This window comes from Nostoc sp. T09 (assembly GCF_002154695.1).
Taxonomy (GTDB): Bacteria; Cyanobacteriota; Cyanobacteriia; order Cyanobacteriales; family Nostocaceae; genus Aulosira.
Genome location: NZ_MTAV01000135.1, coordinates 40,868 through 59,440 on the forward strand (window position 1 = coordinate 40,868; position 18,573 = coordinate 59,440).

21 protein-coding genes are annotated in these 18,573 nt (G+C 40.3%); 1 reads left to right on the forward strand and 20 read right to left on the reverse strand.

Going from position 1 to position 18,573, the window contains the following annotated elements; all coding sequences use genetic code 11:
• Window positions 1–142 precede the first annotated feature (142 nt).
• A complete protein-coding gene (locus BV372_RS25410) occupies window positions 143–1,642 on the reverse strand; it encodes a glycosyl hydrolase family 57 (RefSeq protein WP_086689274.1) in 1,500 nt (499 codons plus the stop codon).
• Window positions 1,643–1,764: 122 nt separating this feature from the next.
• Window positions 1,765–2,646 (reverse strand): SDR family oxidoreductase, encoded by an 882-nt coding sequence (locus BV372_RS25415; RefSeq protein WP_086689275.1) that lies wholly within the window; start codon window positions 2,644–2,646, stop codon window positions 1,765–1,767.
• 559 nt (window positions 2,647–3,205) lie between these two features.
• On the opposite strand from BV372_RS25415, the gene BV372_RS25420 reads away from it, so the two are divergent.
• Window positions 3,206–3,793 (forward strand): hypothetical protein, encoded by a 588-nt coding sequence (locus BV372_RS25420; protein WP_086689276.1) that lies wholly within the window; start codon window positions 3,206–3,208, stop codon window positions 3,791–3,793.
• 171 nt (window positions 3,794–3,964) lie between these two features.
• Here the strand turns inward: BV372_RS25420 and BV372_RS25425 are convergent, their stop codons facing one another.
• The 18 genes from BV372_RS25425 to BV372_RS25510 all read right to left on the reverse strand — a co-directional run bounded on the left by BV372_RS25425 (window position 3,965) and on the right by BV372_RS25510 (window position 18,485).
• Window positions 3,965–4,249, reverse strand: coding sequence for a type II toxin-antitoxin system mRNA interferase toxin, RelE/StbE family (locus BV372_RS25425; RefSeq protein WP_086689277.1), 285 nt, complete (start codon window positions 4,247–4,249; stop codon window positions 3,965–3,967).
• Complete coding sequence (locus BV372_RS25430; RefSeq protein ID WP_086689278.1) at window positions 4,246–4,470, reverse strand: hypothetical protein; 225 nt, start codon at window positions 4,468–4,470, stop codon at window positions 4,246–4,248. The genes BV372_RS25425 and BV372_RS25430 overlap by 4 nt, the downstream gene beginning before the upstream one ends.
• Before the next feature lie 159 nt (window positions 4,471–4,629).
• The gene (locus BV372_RS25435) at window positions 4,630–6,324 is read right to left on the reverse strand and encodes an alpha/beta hydrolase (protein ID WP_086689279.1); all 1,695 of its coding nucleotides are present in this window, start codon (window positions 6,322–6,324) and stop codon (window positions 4,630–4,632) included.
• Between the two features lie 260 nt (window positions 6,325–6,584).
• Window positions 6,585–7,187 (reverse strand): hypothetical protein, encoded by a 603-nt coding sequence (locus BV372_RS25440; RefSeq protein ID WP_086689280.1) that lies wholly within the window; start codon window positions 7,185–7,187, stop codon window positions 6,585–6,587.
• A gap of 42 nt (window positions 7,188–7,229) precedes the next feature.
• Entirely contained in the window at window positions 7,230–8,282 is a 1,053-nt protein-coding gene (locus BV372_RS25445; protein ID WP_086689281.1) for a glucokinase, read from the reverse strand.
• 89 nt (window positions 8,283–8,371) lie between these two features.
• Entirely contained in the window at window positions 8,372–9,019 is a 648-nt protein-coding gene (locus BV372_RS25450) for a histidine phosphatase family protein (RefSeq protein WP_086689282.1), read from the reverse strand.
• A 202-nt stretch (window positions 9,020–9,221) separates the two neighbouring features.
• Window positions 9,222–9,653 (reverse strand): DUF2262 domain-containing protein, encoded by a 432-nt coding sequence (locus BV372_RS25455; RefSeq protein ID WP_086689283.1) that lies wholly within the window; start codon window positions 9,651–9,653, stop codon window positions 9,222–9,224.
• An 18-nt stretch (window positions 9,654–9,671) separates the two neighbouring features.
• Window positions 9,672–10,235 carry a Uma2 family endonuclease gene (locus tag BV372_RS25460; protein WP_086689284.1) on the reverse strand — a complete coding sequence of 188 codons (564 nt, stop codon included), beginning with the start codon at window positions 10,233–10,235 and terminating at the stop codon, window positions 9,672–9,674.
• A 152-nt stretch (window positions 10,236–10,387) separates the two neighbouring features.
• A complete protein-coding gene (locus tag BV372_RS25465; RefSeq protein WP_143845276.1) occupies window positions 10,388–10,708 on the reverse strand; it encodes a hypothetical protein in 321 nt (106 codons plus the stop codon).
• A 68-nt stretch (window positions 10,709–10,776) separates the two neighbouring features.
• The gene (locus BV372_RS25470; protein ID WP_086689286.1) at window positions 10,777–11,526 is read right to left on the reverse strand and encodes an ABC transporter ATP-binding protein; all 750 of its coding nucleotides are present in this window, start codon (window positions 11,524–11,526) and stop codon (window positions 10,777–10,779) included.
• A gap of 15 nt (window positions 11,527–11,541) precedes the next feature.
• The gene (locus tag BV372_RS25475; RefSeq protein ID WP_086689287.1) at window positions 11,542–12,327 is read right to left on the reverse strand and encodes an ABC transporter ATP-binding protein; all 786 of its coding nucleotides are present in this window, start codon (window positions 12,325–12,327) and stop codon (window positions 11,542–11,544) included.
• A 3-nt stretch (window positions 12,328–12,330) separates the two neighbouring features.
• Entirely contained in the window at window positions 12,331–12,843 is a 513-nt protein-coding gene (locus tag BV372_RS25480) for a hypothetical protein (protein WP_086689288.1), read from the reverse strand.
• A complete protein-coding gene (locus BV372_RS25485; protein ID WP_086689289.1) occupies window positions 12,840–13,772 on the reverse strand; it encodes a branched-chain amino acid ABC transporter permease in 933 nt (310 codons plus the stop codon). Before BV372_RS25485 ends, BV372_RS25480 begins: the two co-directional genes overlap by 4 nt.
• Before the next feature lie 37 nt (window positions 13,773–13,809).
• Window positions 13,810–14,412, reverse strand: a complete 603-nt coding sequence (locus BV372_RS25490) for a Uma2 family endonuclease (protein ID WP_086689290.1) — start codon at window positions 14,410–14,412, stop codon at window positions 13,810–13,812.
• A gap of 7 nt (window positions 14,413–14,419) precedes the next feature.
• Window positions 14,420–15,370: a branched-chain amino acid ABC transporter permease gene (locus tag BV372_RS25495; RefSeq protein WP_086689291.1), complete on the reverse strand. Its 951-nt coding sequence runs from the start codon at window positions 15,368–15,370 to the stop codon at window positions 14,420–14,422.
• A gap of 7 nt (window positions 15,371–15,377) precedes the next feature.
• A complete protein-coding gene (locus BV372_RS25500) occupies window positions 15,378–16,622 on the reverse strand; it encodes an ABC transporter substrate-binding protein (RefSeq protein ID WP_086689317.1) in 1,245 nt (414 codons plus the stop codon).
• A gap of 263 nt (window positions 16,623–16,885) precedes the next feature.
• The gene (locus tag BV372_RS25505) at window positions 16,886–17,875 is read right to left on the reverse strand and encodes a glycosyltransferase family 2 protein (protein ID WP_086689292.1); all 990 of its coding nucleotides are present in this window, start codon (window positions 17,873–17,875) and stop codon (window positions 16,886–16,888) included.
• Window positions 17,876–17,882: 7 nt separating this feature from the next.
• Complete coding sequence (locus BV372_RS25510) at window positions 17,883–18,485, reverse strand: TVP38/TMEM64 family protein (protein WP_256973447.1); 603 nt, start codon at window positions 18,483–18,485, stop codon at window positions 17,883–17,885.
• Window positions 18,486–18,573 lie beyond the last annotated feature (88 nt).

Consider the following 18,573-nt stretch of genomic DNA (forward strand, 5'->3'; position numbering starts at 1 on the left):
AGATTCTAGAAGACCACCGAATTTTTTTAGCTGCACAGGTTGCTTACACATATTTAAAGAAAAAATATGTTTGAGAGTTCAAGCTAAAACACTTGTTTACTATGCTTATGGCGGTCTTCTAATTTTATCAAAATTACATTATTTACAATGTCGCTTGCAGTAAATTTTCCCCACGTTGGTAAATTTCTCTGGCATAGTCAGTCCAAGTACCGTGTCCCCAATAACGAAAGCAACTAGTTTGCAGTAATAAGTTATGTAGAAGAAGATTGCGGTAACTGGATTGTCTAGTTATCGATTCTGCTGTTGAATTAACTAATAATTTATCCACCTTTTCATGGAATGAACTACTTAATTGATACATCGGAGAGAGAACATTTTCGTATCCTTTCACCCAACTTATGTGATTAGTCCATGAAGCTCCATCTAGATGAAAATTGGGGTTAGTTTGCTTTAATTCTAGAATGGCATTCTCTACAGCTTCAGGTTGAGCATTATCAGGTGAAACTCGCTCCCAAATATAATGTTGTCCTGCTGGCTGACAAGTGGGATAATCTTCAGCTTTACAGCCAGCAGCTTCTATTAATTCCATATATTCTGTACCACACATTCCGACTACGCCTGCTTTTCCACCACCATGATTCACCATATCCCACCAAGCTTGTTTGAAAGCGCTGGGAAATTCATTCATCATCACACCCCCATTTTCTCCATCTCCTATTTGGCTGACAATTGGAGGTACTAATGCATTTCCTACTTGTTGTTTAGATAGGGTTTTGGCTTCATAATAAGGTTGCATCTGAGCAACTAATTTAGTGTCAGAACCTTGGGTTTTAATTAAAGCGGTAATGCTAATTGTCTCACCTTGAGAATTACGGGCAATTAGACGGTGTGGTAAATGTTTGTAGCTAAGAGGTTGTCCGCTAATTGTTTCTACAGAATGTTCTTGAACCAGTAGCCAACGATATCCACATTCTTTGAGTGCCTTGACAAATTCAAATAGAGTATCAGGATGATTTGGCAAGTGCATTTCTGGTGGAGAAAATCCTTTAACTCGGGCTAATGCTTCCCAACCAAAAATTGCGGCAAAATACTGTTGCCATGCCACGATTTGCAATTTAATGTCTGCTATGGGAGTGGAAGGAATCACAGCATGACTCCACATTGTCCCCAGCCACTCTACATAAGGTTGATAGGTGGGATCGCAAGTGATGCGCTTGAGGTTATCTATAATGTCACTGCGTCCCATTTGCCTGAGTCCCCAAAAAAGATTACCAGAGTAATCCAACATGACGCGAGGATTGCAACCTTGACTGACGAGTTCGGGAATGAAATCTCCCATGCGGCTGTAACAATAGGCAAAAGGCCCGGCATTGTGATTATCACCTTCGCCTGGATGATCAAACATATATTGCAGATTGCTAATCAATCCACCATCATACCCAGCAGGTATAGTTGGCTGGTGCATATGTAAGGCGATCGCAAATCCAGCGTTAATATCTTCTAAACGGAGATTTGTTTTTGGTAAAAATACTGGTGCATCATGGTTCACTACCGAGAGAACCTCTGTTTCCCAACCAGAAATATTCGGTAAGCCATCTATAATTTCGGGCAAAGCGGGGAGAGTATGAGGCAATGTCAGCATTTCTGGTTGCTCCGAAACGAGGTATATCTTAATTCTCTAGATCCCCGACTTCTTGTAGACACCCGGAGGGTGGCTTCCCGAAGGGTAGAAGTCGGGGATCTCCAGCAGTTATCTCCTGTATTCTACTTACGTGCAGATACAAAAGAAACCATGTTTCTCGATAAAAGCAAATCGCGTGTTATCAGGCTAAGTTTTTGGGTAAGTGTGCTCAGTAGGTTAGGCTGTTTGCTTCTAAAAGCTGGCGGAGTTGCCATTTGTAAAATCGGCTCTAACAACCAAGGTACAAGGCGCTGACACCAAACAGCCAGATGACTTTGCCATCCAACTAAAATTTCTGGTGAATCTCTTTGCAACCCAGCTACAAAAGTTTGTGCGACTTGCTGGGGAGTCGTCGGTATCACCCAGCGAAATAATTGAAAGCCTCGCACCATGTCTGTGTCTGTGAGCGAAGGCAGTAATGCTTGCACTTGAATATTGTATGGCGCTAGTTCCTGGCGTAAGGCTTGCGTAAATCCTAAAATTGCAAACTTGGTAGCTGAATAAGTTGCCATTGTGGGTGCAGCTATTTTACCCATCAAGCTGGACACATTGACAATTGTTCCTTGTCTGTGGTTCGCCATACGTCGAGCCACCAGACTAGTTAGGTTGTACATCCCCAATAGATTTATGGAGATTTCTTCTTGAACTTGGGGAAGTTTAGATTGCAAAAACGAATTTTGGTATGCTACTCCCGCACAATTAACCAGTAAATGAATCGGGCCATAATTGCGCCAAAGTTGAGCAACAGCGATATTTACTTCAATTGTTTGAGTTAAATCTATCGGTACGATTGTAGCGGCTGTTCCCATCGCCTCGATTTGGGCGGCTACTTCCGCTAACTTTTGGCGATCGCGTGCCAATAATATCACACGCTTGATGCCTTGCTGTGCTAGTTCGAGAGCGATCGCACGCCCAATGCCACGAGAAGCCCCAGTAATTAAGGCAACCTTACCTTGAATCTTCATGAGTTTTTACCTCCAAAATCTTCAGTCTTACCGCGTTCTCGCATCCGGAGGGTAAGACAAATTAGTAATCGTAATTCAAATCAAAACTAAGCCTTTCACAAGGAGATATTTCTGCGTTAATCTACAATCCCTCATTTTCTCTAAACAGCAGAAATTTCTCACTTTCTATCGAAAACTCAACCATTTCCTCAATTGGCTGAATGGATATAGCTCATAGGTTTTTACATCTCCTTCATCAGAGCATTCACCAGCTAGTTGTCATACACACGTTAACAATTTAATCAAGGTATGGCAACATTTATTAATAAGCATTTCTTAATACTTGTTTACAACCAGTATATATATAGGCAAGATTTTTGGGATAAGTTTTGATTAATACTACTTGAGCAATATAGAAATTTCTTGACAATCGGTGTAAATTGCTGGCATTAATTCAATAAAATCAGCTATTTAGCCCCAATTGTGACAGCTTGCGTCATCGCTTAGACATTAACTGTACATATAGTTTTGGAAACATCGCAGTAATGATTTATGTCAGCAAATTTACTAAATCCAAGTAATGAATACTCCCAGCCATGCCATTCTCAATCTGGTTGTTTTCAGCCAACAAATGCGCAATCAGGCAAGCCACGCAATTTTTCTGGGCGCAATCTTGCCTGATGTACCAATATTTGTGTTTTACTTCTTGATGAAGTTCGTGTATCGTCTGCCGTCACATCAGATTTGGTCAGAGGTTTACTATCAGCCCTTTTGGCAAGCAATTATCAGTACTTTTCACTCCATTCCTCTAGCACTGATTGGGGTAATAATTGCCCATGTTCTCAATTGGCAAGTCATAGAAGTTGGGTTTATTAGTATGGTGCTGCACTCACTTTTAGATTTACCAGTCCACAACAACGATGCCCATCGGCACTTTTTTCCCTTTAGCGATTACCGTTTTATCAGCCCCATTTCTTACTGGGATCGCAACCATTACGGCGGGATCGTAGCTTTTGTAGAAATTTCATTAGTGTTGATGGCAAGTATATATCTGTTTCCCACCATGCGCTCATACTGGAGTAAAGGACTATTATTAGCAGTCAATCTATTTTACTGGGGCGCATATTTCAGGTTTTATCTGATTAAAAAAATATTCAATTTGTTGTAATGTATAGCAAATTCGCGGTACGTTATATCATGTTCGCTTGAAGACTTATCATTAGGGCTGACGCAAAGACGCGGTGAGCAGTCCGTTGCGGAGGTTCCCTCCGTTGAAGGAACTGCAAACCCGGAGGAGGACGCGGAGATTTTAATAATAAGTGATTATCCGAACTTGATATTAGTAGACTTCATCATGCGTACCTACATCAACTAAGACTATTGCCTCTTCTTCCATATCCTCAAACTTCTGAAAATAGAAGACAATCCGAAAGTCATATTCCACAGAGCAAGACCAGAGATCTTGAAGTTCGCCTTGCAGCTTGTGGGTTTTGAGGGTAGGGGAAAATGGATCAATCTCAAGCAGACTTAGGGTTGTTAAAACTTTGGCTTGAAGTTGAGGACGATTTTTACAACGGCGTTTAAGGGCACGGCGAAAACTTTCATCGAAAATTAACACCCTCATTCCTCATCCCCAAATACACTAGCCATCAGTTCAGTGGCGGTACCTCTCTGAGCAGTGCCATTGCTGACGGCTTGCATTGTTACCTTAGCGTTCTGAGCAATTTCTTGGCGGCGTTTAGCAATGCGGCGTTTGTAAATCAAGTCAAATAGTATATCTTGCTCATCTTCTGAGAGAGCTTCCACGGACTCAATAATTGCTTGCAAAGTAGGGAGTTGAGACATAGATGAATAACATAGTCTAAATCTCATTATAAAGAATAGCTTTCAACTTCCTTGTTATCTACGGACGGATACTTTGGTGAACTAAACCAAGTGTCTGCAAAGCCGCCCAAAGGATTGCCTTGGGAACCCGCAAGGGCGCAGTGGCTCCCCTCATCCCCCTCACGGCGACGGAGTAGGAGTTGGTTTTGGTGCTGGTACTGTTGGTTGGGGATCTAAGCCATTCAATGCTTGTTTTAACTGCTCTGTTGTCAAGGACTGTAAAATACTGAGATTGAGAGGAGCCTGACTAATGTACTGGGCATAGGATGGCTGCAAATATGAGCGGTATTCGGAGCGATTTAAAAGATGGGTATCTAAGAAAGCTAGACTTAAGGCTTTGATATAAGAATAAGCAGGCGCACGGTTTGGTCCTAGCAATGCCTCTGGTACAGGTAACACATCATTGTTAGCAGTTGGTTCAGCGATCGCACTAAAGTGTGTAGCATTTTCGATTAAAACTAAGTATTTGTTGGGGTTAGGCAGCCAAGTAAAAGGGTAAATCTGTTCAGCTACTGGTGGGGCAAAAATATCTTCACTACCTGCTACTAGCATTGTCGGTACTTGAATTTGACTCACTCCACTTTCACCTAAGACCGAACTATCAATCGGATTAATCGCCATCACAGCCTTAATGCGAGGGTCTTGAAGCGGATAATTTGCTACAGGTAACTCATAGGCGCGACACTGCAAAAATACTGATACATTCAAAGTTCTATTAGGATTGCAATCGCGGCGCAGTTTGTCAAAGTTAATCTTTGCTCCACCCAAAGCCAAAACAGTATAACCACCGAAGGAATGACCAATCGCTCCAATTTGTTGGAAATTGAGTTTACCTCGGAGATTAGGATCAGTCCTATCTAACTGCTGGAGTTGATCGAGTACAAACTTAACATCTAAAGGTCGGTTAAGAAATTCTTGTGCTTCTGGCGGCCCAGCCAAGCCGGAAAAGTATAGCTGAAAGCGTTCAGCATTACTACCAGGATGTTCCAATACAGCAACGGCAAAACCGTGAGATGCTAAATGTTCAGCTAAGTATACGAAGGCATAGCGGTCTGAAGCGACACCATGAGAAATTACAACTAGAGGAAAGGGAGGTTTAGGTGTATCTCCTGTGGTTTGCGATGATGTTTGCGGCACATAGACATCAACTGGTAGACTGCGATTCCGGGAATTGTCATTGAGTTTTAGGCTAGTGATCTGCCATCTGAAAGTTCCCGGCGATCGCAAATCTGGCTGTTGGGTGAAGTCAACCTTGGCATTAGTAGTTTCTGCACTCGTCTGTTGTTTGATAGACGCAAAAATTTGATCTTTGGCTTTGCCCAACTCTAACAAGCTATTAACTATCTGTAGCCCCTCAGAAAAATTCAACCGCAAACTTTCGCTAGGGTATTTACGCAACAAATTTACAACTGTTAAGCCCTCTGGATCGGCCGCAGATAAAATTAAAGCAGCACGGATCGCATAAAAACCATTCTGCCGAGAGTCGGTAAGCAGCAATTCTCCTAAACGTCGCACTACCGCCTCACCTAAAGGTGAGTAGGTAAATTGAGAGACTAAAACAGGAGTGATAGCAAATCTTTGTTGCAGTAGTTGCCGTAATTGAGCAAGTTGTTGAGGAGTAGCACGACTGGCGTAAAATCCTAATTCACTGTTGATTTTGCCTTCCTTGGCAAACTTTTCCAGAGATTCAGCAGATAAAGAAAACTCCCCAAAGGGAGGGTAAAAAAAACTAATACGCTCGGCTCCCAGTCCAGGCGTTGCAGTCAAAATCGTAGACAATATACCTAAACTGAGGTATTTCAGAAATTTTTTCATCAGCAAAACCCGCTGTTTACCCCGTCCACACAAATTTGGGCGGCGAGGAAAGCGGGGCGGGATCTGTGCCGCTTTCCTGTTTACCTACTTTAGATATATCAAATGAGCTATTACTGCACATATATCTAATAGGTTATCCTACAAAAATTGCTGAATTTTTACCTTAAATTTTGCAATTTTTTCGTTATTGATGAAACTTTTTTAACCAGACAAATACTGTTTATCAGCCTTAGATTTAGGTCTAAGGCTGAGAGATTTTTTCAAGCTTTTAAAACCACATGGAAGGAATTTAAATAACCATTAATGGTTTTAGCTAAAGTCTGCCGCTGTTTTCTTGTGGTTATAGCCATTACTTGATATAAGCGCCCTTGAGCAAAATACATTCTGCTTTTAGTAACTTTGCCACCAGAATTGACATACTCAATTTCTTTACCAGGATGACCATTGGTACTACGAATATCTCGTTGGCTAATTAAATTACTTTTCGTAGTTTTTAAAGCTATATCCCTGGCATTATTAAGTACTGCTTGAGGGTTCGCCATTTGACCATAACTGTAAGGAAAATCGTTGTAAGCAACTACATAAGCTACTTCCTGTTTTGGTGGTTGAGCTATAAATAGTTCTAAATTGATTTCCCCCATGTAGGTTTTTTGGGCTTGGGTATTCCTTTTGGGCATTCCTGGCATCAAAACACTAAAGCGTCCATCTGGGCCAGTGAACAACTTCCATTGTGGCTGCACTGGTTGAGTAACCTTTGGTTTAGCTTGAGTAACCTTTGGTTTGGGTTGACGTGCATCAACCAGTAAAGATCCGCTGCATACAAGTGTGGCAGCAAGTAGGGGCAATAAAACTTTGATTGTCATAGTTTTGGCTTTTGATGATGCTGATATCACCGATGCCAGCTGTTATAACCTAGCAGCATACAAAGCAGCACCAATTAGCCCAACTTGTTGATTGAGAATAATATACACCGGTATTTCTTCGAGGAGGGAACGCATCCTTCCTTTTTGGGTGAAATTTAATAGGAAACTACCCTGTTGCATTAAAGGCAAGATTTTAGGAGCGATGCCACCAGCAATATATAGTCCGCCGTAAGGTAGAAGTTTGATGGCAAGATTTCCGGCTTCTGCACCATAAACCTCTACAAACAGTTGCATGGTTTGTTCACAAAGGCGATCGCGTCCTTGTAGTGCAGCAGTGCCAATAATCGCACCAGGATCGACGCTTTTCTCTGCTTTTCCTGCTTCTTCTTCCCAGATTCTAACGATGTGGGCAATATCGGGTGATTCAGCAGCAATTTTTTGATCGCGTAAAAATTGGTAAATTGAGACAATTCCCTGACCTGAAACGACTCTTTCTACAGAAACGCGTTGGATATCATGTTTATCCATCAGGTATTTCATCAGCCGAAACTCTAACTCGGTACGCGCGGCAAAGTCGGCGTGTCCGCCCTCTGAAGGAAAGACATGATAGTGTTCTCCTTGCTTGATTAAAAATCCTTGCCCTAAGCCAGTGCCAGCACCAATAATGGCAATAGGCGCTTCGAGTTTAGGTTTCCCAGCTTGTAAAGTCAGCAAATTTTTGTTGTTTAAGCCGAAAATACCGTAGCCAACGGCAGTAAAGTCATTGATCAGGGAAACAGAGGCAATCCCCAATTCTTGTTGTAGACGTTCGCTATCTAAATACCAAGCTAAATTGGTCAGCTTGGCAGTATTGTTAACTATTGGACCGGCGATCGCAAAGCAAGCCTTTTGCGGTGTCAATGCCTTAGCTTTGGCTAGAAACTGCTGAACTATTGGCACTAAATCGGGAAAGTCCTGGCTGTGATAACTTTCCTCGTAAATATTGCGTAACAGATGCGAATCTGAGGTTTCATGAAATCCTGGTGAATCTGTGGTTTCAGACAACCGCAGAATAGTTTTCGTACCGCCAATATCTCCCGCTAGTAATAATGTCATAAAATTTATCAGTAATTTAGTGACTTTCTCAGTACATGGCAATGTATCTAGATTAGCGGAAGCCAGGATTTAAAATCTCTATCAGGGATTCAAACAAATCGAATTACTTCTTCTACCTCGACTAGATGAGAAGTATCCCCTTTAAGTTCTAATAACCATTCTGAGTCTTGAAGCACTACTTTGACTAAAGAACATAAAGAAGCCTTCACTTCCATTTTGGCAATTTCGCCTACTAATCCCATAGCCGCGCCTAGCACAGAAGCGCCATGACCTACCAACAGGATATTAGCGGGGTAGAATTCAGTCGCTAGACATCTAGCTGTTTGCCCAGAACGTCCCCGTACTTGTGCTTGTGTTTCGGGATATTTGGCTGCAATATGCGGAGTATAGGTAAGATCAATTCTGGGAAATAATTCTGCTAAAGCTGGAGTTGAGAGTCTTTCGGGTTCTTCTGTCATCCAAGCGGGATTTAGCCATTCGCTCAAACCAGTTTCTAATTTAATCCGTAGATCTAGTACTTCTGCAACTGCGTTCGCTGTTTGTACAGTTCGCAGAAAGGGAGAAGCAAAAATATGGCTGATTTTCTCTTTTTTCAGGCGGTTAGCTAGCTGCTTTGCTTGAATGAAACCATCCTCAGATAAAGGTGGATCGTAGCGTCTTTCAGCGGTGAGAAACCAATCAGGGTTAACAAAATCGAGGCGGTTGGCGTGTCTTGCGATCCAGATGATTTGACTCATGGCTTTGATTATTCAGGCAAATATAATTCGCAACAGAAGTTGACACCCAAAAACTGGGCTACAAATCTAAATATATGATAAATATTGTAATGTTTTGTAAAAAGTTAATTAACTTGGCGGAATATCAAACGTATATCAATTTTTCTTACGCAAAAACACAGCATAGAAGGAAAAAACCAATTTTAATTTCCACGTAGTAGTATTAGCCTGCAATGTTAGCGTCTTTAAAAGCTCCGTCACAATCAATCGATAAAATAATTGTGTGCCCCCAAAATAGATCGCCATCATCATAGTAAAGGTTGGCGCTACCGTTGGAATTAAAGTGGACTTCTTCCAGCTTTATCAGTTTCATGAAAGTTGGGCAGTCAATTTCATCACCATCATTCCAGGTATGATTGTATAGGTCGAGAAGTTGGTTGGCTGCACACCGACGAAGGTTGACTTCTTGTTTTTGAATTCGGGTGAAAGAATGAGAAGCACGTTCGATAACAGCAGATGTTTCTACATCCTCAATGTCAACACTCAAATTGACAATATTTCCAGGGGTAATTTCAACTTTACTAGACCAGCAATCGAGGTCGCTATCCCAAACTAATTCACCTAAAACTTCATTTTTTATTGTTTTTTTAGACATTACTAGTTTCTGATTAGCCTATAACTTTAACCATGCAAATAACTGTTCTACAGTCAATTGCAGGTTAGAAACTAAATTAGGAACTGGTAAGATTTCCTCTTCTGCTTGTAAAAGTTCTGGTTGCTGTTTTGGGGGATAGACTAAAACAGACTTTTCATCTGGATCGATCAGCCAACCTAAACTAGTACTATATTTTAGACAATGCAAAATATTTCCAGTTACTTTAGTCTGACTTTGATCGGGTGAGAGAATCTCAATTGTCCAGTCTGGATGGGTTTCAAAGACATTCGCTACATCTCCATTTGCATCTACAGGAATTCTTTCCCAAGCAAATACAGCGACATCAGGTACAATTGAATGTCCGCCAAAGGTACAGCGTAATTCTGGAAAGGCTAGAGCAATTTTTTGAGGCTTGACTAAAGCATTGATATAACTAAATAATTGACATCGAAGTCTACTATGCTTTCCCTGTGGCATAGGTTTTTGAATAATTTGCCCATTGATATATTCACTAGCTGGCTTAGTTTCTGGCAGTTTTAAAAACTCTTCTAAAGTTAGAGGTTTGGTTGGTAACTGTACCATATACTCGTACCGCTTAAACTACTATACAGATGTCATACTAATTCTATGTGAAGTTGCGCTATCTCGCCCTCAGGCTAGAAGCCTGGGGCTACTTCAACAAAGCCCACCTACGTGGGCTAATTAAGCGCATCTTCATTGAGAAACGGTATCATTTATTTACGAAACTCATCCCAAAGCTCAAAGAATCTATCGAATGCTTCTGCTTCAGATTTAGTTTCAGTTATGACGAATATATACCAACATATAGAATTACCCATAGAATAATTTTTGCATAACCAATTATTAAAATCTTTTTCCAACTTCCGATTAAATTGTTCTGATTCAGGAATATTATGTTCAATAACCGCCATTTCATAACCTAGCAGCAAAGACCATAAAGCCGATAAAGATTTTCTGCCAAGATACAAACCTGGTCGTGAACGTACTATTTCAAGGAAACTTTCAAATGTTGAATACTTGAACAAAGTAGACACAATTCTAATTACCTCAGAGGTGGCATCTAGACGAATCGATTACAAATGGCTTGGTACAAAATATGATACTAACCCAAATAAGCTTTTTTAACTCGCTCATCAGTAATTAATTGTGATGCTGCACCCGTTAAAGTAATAGAACCTGCTTCTAAAACATATCCTCTATCGGCAATTTGTAGAGCTAAGTTAGCGTTTTGTTCAACTAATAAAATAGTTACGCCCGTAGCGCGAAGATTTTCAATAATAGTAAAAATTTCTCGGACGATCGCAGGTGCTAAACCTAAGCTAGGTTCATCTAAAAGTAATAGTTGTGGTCTACTCATTAAAGCACGAGCGATCGCTAACATTTGTTGTTCGCCACCACTGAGAGTTCCTGCTAGTTGATTGCGTCTTTGGGATAAACGCGGAAATAGCTCATATTGATGCTCAATATCTGCTTTAATTTCTTTTTGATCGTTGCGAATATAAGCACCTAATAACAAATTATCTAAAACTGTTTGTCTAGCTAATACTCTCCGTCCTTCAGGAGAATGGGCGATACCAAGTTTAACCACCTCATAAGCTTGACGGCGAGTAATATTCCGTCCACTGTAGATAATTTGTCCACTTCTAGGATTAACTATTTTGGATATAGCCCGGAGAGTAGTAGTTTTACCAGCACCGTTAGCACCAATTAAAGTTACTACCTCGCCTTTTTTAATGATTAAATTAATCTTTTTTAGAGCTTGAATACCGCCATAATTCACATCAAGGTCTTGAACCTCTAAAATCGTAAAATCTTCTTTATCAGTTAAATATCGGCGTTCATCGGCGTTCATCGGCGGTTAAAATCCTCATCCACTTCCCAAATAAGCTGCAATTACGGCGGGATCGTCCCTAACAACGGCGGGTTCACCCAAAGCGATTAATTGTCCAAAATCTAAAACAGCAATGCGATCACACAATCCCATAACTAAGGGTACATGATGCTCAATCAGTACGATCGTTAAGTTAAAGCGCTCCCTAAGACTGCGAATAAATTCGCTGAGATACTGTTTTTCGCTGGGGTTCATCCCCGCAGCTGGTTCATCAAGGAGTAAAATCTGCGGTTCCAAGGCTAATGCGCGGGCGATTTCTAAGCGTCGTTGATCGCCGTAAGCAAAATTTTTGGCTTTTTCTTCAGCGCGATCGCTCAATCCCACCAGTTCTAATAATTCTAAAGCTTTTTTTCTACTTTTAGATTCTTCAATAGGTGCTGGTGGTAATTTTAAAACTCCTTTAATCATATTACTTTTGGTATGCAAATGCCCGCCTATGATGACATTTTCTAACGCCGATAATTCACCAAACAGGCGAATATTTTGAAAGGTACGAGCGATACCTAAACCAGCAATTTTATAAGGACGTAATTGCGAAATATTTATACCTTTATAAATTAATTTACCATCAGAAGGTGGAATTAAGGCTGTGATCAAATTAAATAAAGTTGTTTTCCCTGCACCATTAGGGCCAATTAGCCCGAAAATTTCATGCTTTTTGACTGCAAAAGATACATTATTTACAGCCACTAAACCACCAAACCTACGAGTCAAGGATTTTGCTTCTAAGACAATATTATTTTCTGCAATAATTTCAGACATTGTTTAGCGTAATTGTAATTCACAAGTTGCAGGTAGTTCATCAACTAACCAATTCCCGACACGGAATTTAGGGTTATCAACTCCAGTTTTAATCAGCACAATTCTGGATGACTGCGGACACTTCCAGCTTTGAGACTCAGGTGTTGCTGAGTAAAGATATTCATAAAGTTTAACTTCAAAAGCATATCTGCTATCTGATATTTTTTTACCAGAATTAATTTCAAAAGCTGCATGACTGGGGCTGGATGTACCAGATATATAACTAGCTAGCTCATCATTAGATATTTTCTTTTTAAGTGCAGGAGAAACAAAAGTTACTCCTTCTGTAACATTTCTGGTTTTCCAGGCATATAAAAATTTATCTGCTGTAAATAATGCCCTTACATAATCGGGATTGGCTGAAGTATTGGCAACAGGTTTAACTGGTTGAGCCTGGGTTGTGGTGCATAAGAATAGTAAAGCGATCGCAGCTATTAATAAGGCTTTTAGTTTATGGAGTTTTTTAAATTTTTTCATACTTGCTTATTTTTTACTTTGCGTTTTTTGAAGACATCCGGTGTTACCAGACCTTGAGGAAAAAATATAGTTCCCACTACAATTAGTAATCCAAAAATAATTAATCTTCCGTCACGCAAAAATTGTGCTACCCAATTAGGTAATCCACCTGTATCGGCTAAGCTGCGTAAGATTTCTGGTAAGGCTGTAAATACCATTCCTCCTACTATCGAACCTAAAAAAGTTCTAGAACCACCAATTAAGACAAAAGTTAAGTAGATAATACTCGCATCAAAAGTACCTTGACGAGCATTCCAAGTATTGAGAAAGTGAGCGCTAATTGCCCCCACAACGCCTGCAAGGATTGCCCCTAATGTAAATGCTAAAACTTTGTAGTAAGTGGGATTAATACCCATTGCACCTGCGGCTAATTCATCTTCACGAATAGCAGTAAATGCTCTACCTACCTTAATGCGTTCTAAACGGTAAAACAATACCATTGCAATTATAAGTAATGGCAAAGCAATCCATAAATATTCGATTTGAGTTTGGAAGGGTTGAGGAATGCCAAAAATCCCAACAGCACCGCCTGTAATTTCCAAATTGAGGGAGAGAACTCGCAGAACTTCTACAAAAGCAATAGTAGCGATCGCTAAATAAATTCCTCGTAACCGTAATGTCGGAATCCCTATGACTGCACCCAATAAACCGGACACTACACCAGCAATTACCATCTCGATTAATAACAGCGGAATCGGAAAAAAACTACTGCTAGATGTAAAAACTTTTGTAGATAGAATGGCGGCAATATAACCACCTAAAGCATAAAATCCGGGGCTTGCCAAAGATAGTTGTCCAGCCATCAATGGTAAGTAAAGTGATAGCCCCAATAATGCCCCTAATACCATAGAGACAATTAGCGAACCGTAAGTAGAGACAAATTCAGACATTTTAAAACATTGTGATGAGGCTGAATAAAGTTAACGTTTAAGCTGTTAATATTTGCTCTGCTGTCAATGTCAATTCGGGAAAAGTTACAGACAATATCCTGTCAGAACCTCTAAATTGACTGCGTTGGTATTTTCCATTAGCATCTAATAGAAAAACAAATACAGTTGGAACTTTGGGATTGCCTAAATATTCTCTTAGTCCTATTGCTAAGTAATCTACAATCCAATACTCTGTGATACCTAAACGTTGATATTCGTCCAATTTATCAATATAGTCATCTTCCCAATTAGTTGATGTCACTTCTACAGCTAACTGGATAGGTTCTTCAAGCGCAGAGTAAGCAGCACGATTTGATCGCCACATATCTCTATCTATGACACTGACATCAGGCTTGCGTCCTTGTTCTACGCCTTCAGCAGTTTTAGTTTTAAATACTGCTGTGTTATTGACAACATAATTTAAATTTAGTCGCCTGATTTCATCATTGAAAGCAAATAAAAGCAAGTTAGCAACATCATCATGATTTCTTGTTGAACGCACTTCTACAATTTCTCCATCTACAAGTTCATAAAAACCTTCTTCTGGGCACTGTTCAAGAAACTGATCAAAAGTTAATTTCTGTTTAGTAAATGTCGTCATATAATCTTTAAACCTTCTGAATAAATCGTCTTCCTAGCAAACCTTGGGGTCTAACTAATAGCATGACAAACAAAATTGCAAATGCTACAGCGTCTTTATAACCAGAGTATTCACCAGGTACAAATGCTTCCACTAATCCAATTAATAAACCTCCTAGCACTGCACCAGGAATACTACCCAAACCACCTAAGACAATCACTGCTAAACCTCTTAAACCAAAAGCAATGCCAAAATATGGCCCAGCAATACTGACGCTAGAAGCCACTAAAGTTCCCGCCAAACCTGCTAAAAAACTGCTGATGAAAAATGTCAGCACAATAAAGCCATCGGTGTTAATTCCTAACAAACTGGCGGTAGTTGGATCTTCTGCGATCGCCTGCATTGCCTTGCCATATTTAGTGCTATTGATAAAATAGGTAAGGATTGCTACAAATATCACAGAGACAGCAAAAATTACTATCTGCACGCTACGGATGGGGATTGGATTCTCTGGACTACCAAAGTTAATCGAAGCTGGTAAATTTCCGTAAGCGCCTGCGGGAAAGGTGTAACTTTCTGCACCTACTAAATATTGGATGAGGTTAACAATTACTACCGCCACACCTAAGCTGGAAACCACCGTCAGCAAGGGGTCAGATCCTTTACGGCGTAGAGGTTGGAAAGCAATCCGTTCCATAGCTATGCCAACCAATCCGGCTAGACTGCTGCCTAAAATTAAGGCGATCGCAAATGGTAATTTTATAGGTAGTGTGGCATTAGCCAGCAAGCCATTAAATCCAAAAGTCCCGCCCATGAGTGCATAGGTGAAATATGCACCCAGCGTAAAAACTGCCCCATGAGCTAAATTAATAATGCCCAAAATCGAATAAACGAGGGTGTATCCCAAGGCAAAAATTGCATAAACGCTGCCAATAGATAGCCCATTTAAGAATTGTTGCAGAAACAGATTTATATCCATATAGCAACTATTTTAAAAATGCGAATTTACCTTGACTACCATCTTTGTCCATTTTGATTTGAGCTACATAAAAATCTTTTTGGACAACCTCACCGACGGGAGTAAACCCAATTTCGCCTAAAGGTGTATTATATTTTCCAGCTAGTAGCTGTTTGTTTAATTCATTCCTTAATTGTGGCAGTGCTAATTTGTTGACTTTGGTTTTTTTATCTAAAGCTTGGAGTGCTTCTACATAAACTTGAACTGCGGCAAAAGCTTGAGCGCTAAACTGTGGTGGTTCTTTCTTGTATTGGTCAGTATAGATTTTACGAAATGTCGAGTTAATTTCGCCTGGATGTTCTGGGCTGTAAGCTTGAGCAATCAGTACACCATCACAAAGTGCTTTGCATACTGGCAAAATGTTGGAAGTGTTCATACCATTACCACCAACAATTAAGCCTTTATAACCCAGTTCCCGTAGTTGTCTGACCAAGTTACCACCATCAGCAGCCAAACCAGAAATAATTACTAAATCTGGTTTAAGATTAATCGCATTTGTAGCTTGGCTTTGGAAATCTGTATCACTAGTTTGGAACTTTTGTACTGTTAATAATTCCAAACCCTGATCCTTCACAGTTTTCTGAAAAATCTCTGTCTCTGATTTACTAAAAGCATCATTTTGAGCAAAGAAAACAGCAACTTTTTTAATTTTGGGGTTCTGCTTGAGTGCTGCTTTAACTGAATTAGGCGCGACAATAGAAACTGGTGCAGAAACACGAGCTACGTAATCACCAATCTCCGGAATCTTGTTAGCAGTATTTGATGCTCCCAGCACTGGTACTTTAGCACGGTCAGCAACAGGGTCAGCACTAAAAGCTTGCTGTGACAAAGTTGGTCCCACAATACCGACAACTTTATCTTTATTAATTAAACTTTGAAAGGCATTAATTGCTCCATTTTCATCACCGCTAGTGTCTTGAAATACTAATTTAATTGGAGTACCGTTAATACCACCTTTATCATTAAAATATTTCTCAGCGATTTTGGCTCCAGCAACTTGTTCTTGACCAAGTAAAGCTACGTTACTAGTTTGGGCAAAAGCAATACCTATAGGAATTACACCAGATGTATTCGTTGTGGAGGTATTGTTATTTGTAGCCTGATTTTGGGCATTATTGCCTACATTCGACCCAGTGTTAGCTCCACCACAGGCTGTTAGCACCATAGTCAAAGTGGCAAAAAATGTAGTTGTTAGCGCAGCGGATTTTTTCATGGCTGAAAGATAATCTATTTCTGGAATCATCTTTATTTGACCACAGACAGATGCAGATTCCAAGTAGTTATGTATGCCTAAAGTTTGATGAACAAAGTTTGGCGATCGCTTTTTTGATATTAGTGGCGATCGCACGATTGTCACATTGGTAATTTACCAGGAATTACGCAAAAATCACCAAAAACCTTAATTTATCGAACCGCCAAAACGCCAAGAACGCCAAGAATTCGTAGAGTGTGCGTAAGTCTTATTTGCTATTCTTTTTAGAACAATTTTTCTTTAACCACACTCATGGGTTTTTGGCTATCCTCATGCTCTTCATAAAAACCTGCCACTTCCGCTAAGGTATATAGGGGCCTTTGCTTAACTTCTTCATAAATGCGCCCAATATATTCACCCAAAATGCCAATACTAAATAGTTGTACTGCTCCTAAAAAGAAAATAACCATCATGATAATGGCCATTCCTGTTAAGGGAGAATGAGGTACAAAAAGTCGCCAGTACAAAACCAGCACACACATGAACAATGAAACTATCGCGGCTAAAAATCCCATGTAAGTTGAAAGCCGCAACGGTACTTTAGAAAAAGAAACCAATCCATTAATTGCCAGTGCTAGAGATTTACGAAATGTATATTTCACATCCCCTGCAAAACGCGGATCTCGCTCAAATTTAATAGCTATTTGATTAAAACCAACCCAAGCTCGCAATCCCCGAATGTAGCGGTTGCGCTCTGACATTGCATTCAGGACGTCTACAACTTTACGATCTAATAAGCAAAAATCCCCCGTGTCTGTGGGAATATCTACATCTGCCAGATTTTTGAGAATCCGATAAAAAGCATAGGCTGTGAAGCGCTTAAACCAACCTTCTTGACGACGTTGGATGCGTTGGGCATAAACGATTTGATATCCTTGTCGCCATTTCTCTACCATGTCTGGAATCAATTCTGGTGGATCTTGTAAATCGGCATCCAGAATCACAACCACCTGTCCCCGAACAAAATTTAGCCCTGCTGTTACAGCAATTTGATGACCAAAATTCCGCGCCAGACTTAAGTAAACCACACGCGGATCTTTTTGATGCAATTCTCGCATCATTTGTAAAGAGCGATCGCGGCTACCATCATTCACTAAACACAACTCTACCGGACCATCCATCCGATTCATCACCAGGGAAATCCGGCGATACATTTCTTCAATAGTTTCTTCTTCGTTGTAGATCGGTACGATAAAAGAGTATTTAGGTAGCATGATTATCTTAAGGTTTGCGACGAAAGGGAAAACTGCGATGACGGCGATACCAGGTAGATCCAGCCACTAATATTCCTAGCAATGCCAAAGCACCAACCAATGGCATAACCTCTCCGGTACGGATTGCTTTTAAGCCAGAACTACCTAATAAAACAAATGGTAATACTCCTGGAACTGTTCCTAAAATCGTGCCAATCAAGTAATCTTTGAAGCTCACTGATGTCAAACCGGCAGCAAAATTTACCAAACCATAGGGCATAATTGGCACTAGGCGAATGGCAAACATATAAAATACTCCTCCTTGCTGCACTTCCGCATCAATCGCTTGCCAACGTCCTGCTAGTCTTTTAGCAACGGCTTCATGTCCAACTGTCCGTGCAAATATAAAAGAAGCGATCGCAGCCACAATCGCAGCAACACTTGTCCAAAATGTACCCAGCCAAGGACCAAAAATCGCTCCTCCGGTTAAATTCAGCGCCGTAGAAGGTAAAACTAGAATGGTTGCTACTACATAAATCACAATATAAGTAACGGGTGCCCAAATGCCAGAGTTTTTCAACCACGACTGAATTAAATCTGGATTAATTCCTCCTAAAAAATATCCTGTCAATATCGTTGCCACCAGGCAAACTAAAAACAATAAGATAAAACTGGTTTTAAAATTTAGCATAAATACATTAATGCTAGTACAGCTTGGC

What these genes read in the sequence shown, in the direction of transcription:
- BV372_RS25410 (WP_086689274.1), bottom strand. Translation starts at nt 1,642, where the DNA reads ATGCTGACATTGCCTCATACTCTCCCCGCTTTGCCCGAAATTATAGAT.
- BV372_RS25415 (WP_086689275.1), bottom strand. Translation starts at nt 2,646, where the DNA reads ATGAAGATTCAAGGTAAGGTTGCCTTAATTACTGGGGCTTCTCGTGGC.
- BV372_RS25420 (WP_086689276.1), top strand. Translation starts at nt 3,206, where the DNA reads ATGAATACTCCCAGCCATGCCATTCTCAATCTGGTTGTTTTCAGCCAA.
- BV372_RS25425 (WP_086689277.1), bottom strand. Translation starts at nt 4,249, where the DNA reads ATGAGGGTGTTAATTTTCGATGAAAGTTTTCGCCGTGCCCTTAAACGC.
- BV372_RS25430 (WP_086689278.1), bottom strand. Translation starts at nt 4,470, where the DNA reads ATGTCTCAACTCCCTACTTTGCAAGCAATTATTGAGTCCGTGGAAGCT.
- BV372_RS25435 (WP_086689279.1), bottom strand. Translation starts at nt 6,324, where the DNA reads ATGAAAAAATTTCTGAAATACCTCAGTTTAGGTATATTGTCTACGATT.
- BV372_RS25440 (WP_086689280.1), bottom strand. Translation starts at nt 7,187, where the DNA reads ATGACAATCAAAGTTTTATTGCCCCTACTTGCTGCCACACTTGTATGC.
- BV372_RS25445 (WP_086689281.1), bottom strand. Translation starts at nt 8,282, where the DNA reads ATGACATTATTACTAGCGGGAGATATTGGCGGTACGAAAACTATTCTG.
- BV372_RS25450 (WP_086689282.1), bottom strand. Translation starts at nt 9,019, where the DNA reads ATGAGTCAAATCATCTGGATCGCAAGACACGCCAACCGCCTCGATTTT.
- BV372_RS25455 (WP_086689283.1), bottom strand. Translation starts at nt 9,653, where the DNA reads ATGTCTAAAAAAACAATAAAAAATGAAGTTTTAGGTGAATTAGTTTGG.
- BV372_RS25460 (WP_086689284.1), bottom strand. Translation starts at nt 10,235, where the DNA reads ATGGTACAGTTACCAACCAAACCTCTAACTTTAGAAGAGTTTTTAAAA.
- BV372_RS25470 (WP_086689286.1), bottom strand. Translation starts at nt 11,526, where the DNA reads ATGAACGCCGATGAACGCCGATATTTAACTGATAAAGAAGATTTTACG.
- BV372_RS25475 (WP_086689287.1), bottom strand. Translation starts at nt 12,327, where the DNA reads ATGTCTGAAATTATTGCAGAAAATAATATTGTCTTAGAAGCAAAATCC.
- BV372_RS25480 (WP_086689288.1), bottom strand. Translation starts at nt 12,843, where the DNA reads ATGAAAAAATTTAAAAAACTCCATAAACTAAAAGCCTTATTAATAGCT.
- BV372_RS25485 (WP_086689289.1), bottom strand. Translation starts at nt 13,772, where the DNA reads ATGTCTGAATTTGTCTCTACTTACGGTTCGCTAATTGTCTCTATGGTA.
- BV372_RS25490 (WP_086689290.1), bottom strand. Translation starts at nt 14,412, where the DNA reads ATGACGACATTTACTAAACAGAAATTAACTTTTGATCAGTTTCTTGAA.
- BV372_RS25495 (WP_086689291.1), bottom strand. Translation starts at nt 15,370, where the DNA reads ATGGATATAAATCTGTTTCTGCAACAATTCTTAAATGGGCTATCTATT.
- BV372_RS25500 (WP_086689317.1), bottom strand. Translation starts at nt 16,622, where the DNA reads ATGAAAAAATCCGCTGCGCTAACAACTACATTTTTTGCCACTTTGACT.
- BV372_RS25505 (WP_086689292.1), bottom strand. Translation starts at nt 17,875, where the DNA reads ATGCTACCTAAATACTCTTTTATCGTACCGATCTACAACGAAGAAGAA.